Source organism: Pelomonas parva (assembly GCF_043555835.1).
Taxonomy (GTDB): Bacteria; Pseudomonadota; Gammaproteobacteria; order Burkholderiales; family Burkholderiaceae_C; genus Pelomonas; species Pelomonas parva.
Map to the genome: position 1 here is coordinate 1 of NZ_JBIGHV010000029.1, position 845 is coordinate 845.

The following is an 845-nucleotide window of genomic DNA, read 5'->3' on the forward strand; positions in this document are numbered from 1 at the left end:
ATGGCAAAAGGCAAGTTTGAACGGACCAAGCCGCACGTCAATGTGGGCACGATTGGTCACGTTGACCACGGCAAGACGACGCTGACGGCAGCGATCGCGACCGTGCTGTCCAAGAAGTTTGGCGGCGAGGCCAAGGCCTACGACCAGATCGACGCAGCGCCGGAAGAAAAGGCCCGCGGCATCACGATCAACACCGCGCACGTCGAGTACGAGACGGCCAACCGCCACTACGCGCACGTTGACTGCCCCGGCCACGCCGACTACGTCAAGAACATGATCACCGGTGCCGCCCAGATGGACGGCGCCATCCTGGTGTGCTCGGCCGCTGACGGCCCGATGCCCCAGACCCGCGAGCACATCCTGCTGGCTCGCCAGGTCGGCGTGAAGTACATCATCGTCTTCCTGAACAAGTGCGACATGGTCGACGACGCCGAGCTGCTCGAGCTGGTCGAGATGGAAGTGCGCGAGCTGCTGTCCAAGTACGACTTCCCTGGTGACGACACCCCCATCATCAAGGGTTCGGCCAAGCTGGCCCTGGAAGGCGACACCGGCGACCTGGGCGAGCAAGCCATCATGCGCCTGGCCGAAGCCCTGGACACCTACATCCCCCAGCCGGACCGTGCCATCGACGGCGCCTTCCTGCTGCCGGTTGAAGACGTCTTCTCGATCTCCGGCCGCGGCACCGTCGTGACCGGTCGCGTCGAGCGCGGCATCATCAAGGTCGGCGAAGAAATCGAAATCGTCGGCATCCGCGAAGTCCAGAAGACCACGGTCACGGGCGTCGAAATGTTCCGCAAGCTGCTGGACCAAGGTCAAGCAGGCGACAACGTCGGCATCCTGCTGCG

1 protein-coding gene is annotated in these 845 nt (G+C 63.8%); it reads left to right on the forward strand.

Annotated elements, in window-relative coordinates:
- Nucleotides 1–845: elongation factor Tu (tuf, locus tag ACG00Y_RS28775; RefSeq protein ID WP_394485086.1), on the forward strand; the 845-nt coding region annotated here is incomplete at its 3' end.